General features: G+C 60.2%; 4 protein-coding genes, 1 tRNA gene and 1 pseudogene. 3 read left to right on the top strand and 3 right to left on the bottom strand.

The window, feature by feature from the left end; genetic code table 11:
- Window positions 1-232 (bottom strand): tRNA (adenosine(37)-N6)-threonylcarbamoyltransferase complex ATPase subunit type 1 TsaE (locus VL003_RS03275; protein ID WP_325439539.1); only part of this gene is annotated, 232 nt, incomplete at its 3' end.
- Window positions 233-571: 339 nt separating this feature from the next.
- A tRNA-Arg gene (locus tag VL003_RS03280) sits at window positions 572-646 on the bottom strand.
- A gap of 121 nt (window positions 647-767) precedes the next feature.
- Between VL003_RS03280 and VL003_RS03285 the strand changes: the two genes are divergently transcribed.
- Window positions 768-1,580 carry an enoyl-CoA hydratase/isomerase family protein gene (locus tag VL003_RS03285; protein WP_325439541.1) on the top strand — a complete coding sequence of 271 codons (813 nt, stop codon included), beginning with the start codon at window positions 768-770 and terminating at the stop codon, window positions 1,578-1,580.
- Window positions 1,581-1,609: 29 nt separating this feature from the next.
- Window positions 1,610-2,554 (top strand): SDR family NAD(P)-dependent oxidoreductase, encoded by a 945-nt coding sequence (locus VL003_RS03290; RefSeq protein ID WP_325439543.1) that lies wholly within the window; start codon window positions 1,610-1,612, stop codon window positions 2,552-2,554.
- 7 nt (window positions 2,555-2,561) lie between these two features.
- On the opposite strand, the gene xerD is transcribed toward VL003_RS03290, so the two are convergent.
- On the bottom strand, window positions 2,562-3,461 hold the full coding sequence (xerD, locus tag VL003_RS03295; protein WP_325439545.1) for a site-specific tyrosine recombinase XerD: 900 nt from the start codon (window positions 3,459-3,461) through the stop codon (window positions 2,562-2,564).
- An 81-nt stretch (window positions 3,462-3,542) separates the two neighbouring features.
- Here xerD and VL003_RS03300 point away from each other — a divergent pair.
- Window positions 3,543-4,129 (top strand): annotated as a pseudogene (locus VL003_RS03300) (PD-(D/E)XK nuclease family protein); the annotation flags it as partial.

A 4,129-nucleotide genomic window follows, 5' to 3' on the forward strand; every position in this document is an offset into this window, starting at 1 on the left:
GCGCGTAGCTCGGGCTCTTGATACGACCGGTAACCCCGCAGGCCCGGAGCAGGGATCGGGCCAGGTGGGTTTTGCCGGCGCCCAGGTCGCCTTTGAGATGGATGTGGGCGCCTACCGAGCCGTCGTCACCGGGCGAAAGGATGAGGGGCGCGAGGTGCTCGGCCAGCAGGGTTGTGCTGTCTTCGTCTTTTAAGTAAAGGGTAATTTCTTTTAATTTGTCTTTATTCGGCATTTTTGCTCCGGCCATCGGCTTATGTGTTTCGGATCTCTGGTTGGCTGCCGCCAATTCCTACGCGCCGCTAATCAACGTTATTCAAAGCTTTAACATTGTGGGATAAGCTCGCGATTCAACGAATAAAAACGGGTTCAAAATACACTATTCAAGGTGTATTTATTTGCGTGGTTGCAACAGTTTTTACGCGATGAGTGGCCGAGTTTCGCTGAAACGATAGGCGCAGACGAGCGCACGCGATCAAAGCGAAGCGGACATGGTTGGGACGAGTGGCCCGGCACCGAACTGGCCGGCATTCGGAGGGTACGCCCGCAATCGAGTCGATGCCCGATAAGATGCTGGCGTCCCCGGCAGGAATCGAACCTACAATCTTCCCTTAGGAGGGGAAAGTTATATCCATTTAACTACGGGGACAACGCGCAGCCAGAGATTATAAAGCAGTCTGCCTGCCCCCATTGCCGTCATTCTTTCGGGCGACATCTTGTTGCCGGCCGGCTTGCTATGATCGTTGCACCGCCTTGCAAACGAGACCAACATGGCAGCTTCAGTACTTCAATACGAAAAACAAGAATATATCGCCACGATTACATTGAACCGGCCCGAGGCGCGCAACGCCCTGACCCCCGAGATGCTGTGTCGCCTGGCCGATGCCCTGATCGATGTGCGCAACGACAGCTCGGTGCGCGTCGTCATTCTTGCCGCCGCGGGCGACAAAGCGTTCTGCGCCGGCGGCGACCTGGCTAAAACGCTGCCCTTGCTGACCGGCGACCGGCAGCCGCAAGACCAATGGGACGAGCGCCTGCTTAACGATCCGCAAGTCATCCCGGTGTCGTCCTTGTGTGACCTGAACTTGAACAAGCCGGTCGTGGCCGCCGTCAATGGGGCATGCGTGGCGGCGGGCGCCGAACTGTTGCTGGGCACCGACATCCGCATCGCTTCGCGTGAGTCGCGTTTTGCCTGGCCTGAAGTTCAGCGCGGGCTGATACCTTTCGCAGGCTCTTTGTCGCGCCTGCCTGCGCAACTGCCGTACTGCCATGCGATGGAACTGATGCTGACCGGCGACGCCATCGACGCGCAAAAGGCGCTGGAGCTGGGTTTGATCAACTATGTCGTACATGGGCCCGAAGTGCTGCCTTTGGCTCAGAGGCTGGCAGCACGCATTGCCCAAAATGCCCCGCTGGCCGTCGCCGAGATCAAAAAGGCGGCGGTAGCTTCCATGGGCCTGCCGCAACACGAGGCATTCATGCTTGAAAAGCAGGCGTATCAGCGCGTCATGGCAACGGAAGACGCCCGCGAAGGTCCGCGAGCATTCATGGAACGGCGTGCGCCCGTTTATCGCGGTCAGTAATTCTTATATTCAGGGCAAGGAGCCAAGGCGTGAAGCAAGTTGATCAAGGCGGCATATCGGTCGAAGACCTTTCGATGATCGATCTGAATGGCAAAGTGGCAGTGGTCACCGGTGCAGGGCAGGGTTTGGGCCTGGCCATTTCCCGAGCATTGGCGGCTGCGGGTGCGGCTGTGGTGGTCAACGACATCGACGAGTCGGCCGCGCATCAGGCGGTTCAGGCCATTCAGGCAGAGGGTGGACGGGCCGTTGCCGAGGTGGTGGCCATCGGCTCTTCAGCGGCTGCGCAGCGCTGCGTCGACGCGGCCGTTCAGGCTTTCGGGCGGCTGGACATTATGTGTGCCAACGCCGGAATCTTGCGCGACAAGGTCCTGTGGAATATGACGGATGACGATTTCGATGCGGTGATCGACACCCACCTTCGGGGTACCTTCACTTGTGCCCGTGCCGCCGTCCGGCTGTTTCGCGAGCAGGGCGAAGGGGGGAGACTGATTCTGGTGTCGTCGCCGGCCGGCCAGCGTGGCAACTTCGGCCAGACCAATTACGCGGCGGCCAAGGCGGGCATTGCCGCGTTCGCGCGCACCTGGGCACTTGAATGCGCCCGATTCCAGGTTACGGTCAATGCAGTGGTACCCATGGCGTTCACCCAAATGGTGGCAAGCATTCCGGCCATGGCGCCCTATGTCGAACTGCTGGCGCAGGGCAAGCCTTTGCCGACCGAACTGCGTGCCGGCATGGGTATGGGCGTACCCGAAGACGTCGCACCGCTGTTTGTGTTTTTGGCCTCGCAACTGGCGCACGGTATTTCGGGGCAGTGTATTGGTCTGGGTGGCGACAAACTGGCTTTATGGAGTCATCCGAACGAGGTCCGCACCGCCTACAGCGATGGAGGCTGGACCGCCGAAAAAATTGCGCAGTTGTGGGGCTCGACGGTGGGTCGCGAGCTCGAAACCTACGGCATGCCCATTCCTGGGTAAGGCCTGGCTAACCACGTGGGTGGTGCTGGGCATGAAGTGTTTTCAGTCGCTCACGCGCCACATGCGTGTAGATTTGCGTGGTTGAAATGTCAGAGTGCCCCAGCAGCATCTGCACCACACGCAGGTCGGCGCCGTGGTTCAGCAAATGGGTGGCAAAGGCGTGGCGCAATACGTGGGGCGACAACGGCGCATGGATATCTGCCTGCAAGGCATATTTGCGCACGATCAGCCAGAACGACTGCCGGGTCATGGCGGCGGCCCGGGCGGTAACAAACAGCGCGTCGCATCGGCGCGAGCCAAGCAGCTGCGGGCGGGCATCGGCCAGGTATCGATCGATCCAATGGGCGGCTTCCTGGCCCAAGGGCACCAGCCTGTCTTTTCCACCTTTGCCCAGGTTCACGCGCACCACGCCTTCGTTCAGGTTCACGTCCAGCAGGTTCAGCCCGACCAGTTCTGAAACCCGTAGGCCCGTGGCATAAAGGGTTTCGAGCATGGCCCGGTCGCGCAGGCCGCGTGGTGCGCGGTCGTCAGGAGCTCGCAGCAAGGCGTCTACCTGGTCTTCCGACAAGGTTTTGGGAAAACGGGCGGCCTGCTTGGCGGCCTTCAGGGTCAGGCAAGGGTCCTCATGCACGTGTCCCTGTCGAAGCGCCCAAAGAAAATAGCGCTTTAGCGATGCCAGGCGCCGATTGGCCGTGGTTGCCTTTGAGCCGGCGTGCAGGGCGGCAAACCATTCCTGAATATCCGACGCATGTGCGGCGTCCAGTTCTTTACCGTTGAGTTCGTGCAGCCAGCGGGCAAAAGCGGTGAGGTCGCGGCGATATGCCGAGAGTGTGTTCTCGGCCAGCCCGTCTTCGAGCCAAACGGCGTCCAGGAAGCGATCAATGCAAGCGGGGGCAACAAAACTCAAGGCGTGGTCCCAAGGTGAAAATGGTCCAACGGGCAATTTTACTCATACACTGCCGAATGGTGTGAAGGTACACTTCGCTGCATGGAAATCGACCTTGCTCCCCTGCAGCTTAATCAACTGGCCGACCCCAACAGCCCGCAAACGCTGGTCCTCACGGTCAACAATCGTTATGCCCGACGCATACTGGCCGGTTTGTCGGCCGGCTTGAGCGGCTCGAGCCGGGTCATGGCCTTGCCCCATATTGTGCCCTTGCGAGCCTGGCTGCAGCAGGCAAGCGACGAGCTGTCTTTCACGGCCGATAACGATTCGGCCTCGCATGTACTTGATGCGTTTGGAGCGCGCGGCCTTTGGGAGCAGGTCATCGCCGAAGTCGAGGCCGAGCATTTGTTGCTCGACGTCGGGCAGGCGGCAGCATTGGCCATGGACGCCGACCGCTTGCATTCTGAATGGATGCTCCAGGTTTTGCCTGCTGAAGAGTCTGTCGATTACCAACGCTTTGTTTTGTGGCGCGATGCCTATCGCGCACGGCTACAAGCCCTTGACGCCGAGGACGGCGTGCTTGGTTTCGAGCGCGTCTGTTCCGCTGTTCAGGCCGGGGGGCTCAAGTATCAGTTTCAGCGTCTGGTGCTGGCCGGGTTTTCAGAGCTCTCGCCGCGCATGGCGGCGCT

The organism is Pusillimonas sp. (genome assembly GCF_035515275.1).
In the GTDB taxonomy this organism is placed as follows: domain Bacteria; phylum Pseudomonadota; class Gammaproteobacteria; order Burkholderiales; family Burkholderiaceae_B; genus Pusillimonas.

Excerpts from the sequence above, each read along its gene's own strand:
- VL003_RS03285 (WP_325439541.1), top strand. The coding sequence starts at position 768 with ATGGCAGCTTCAGTACTTCAATACGAAAAACAAGAATATATCGCCACG.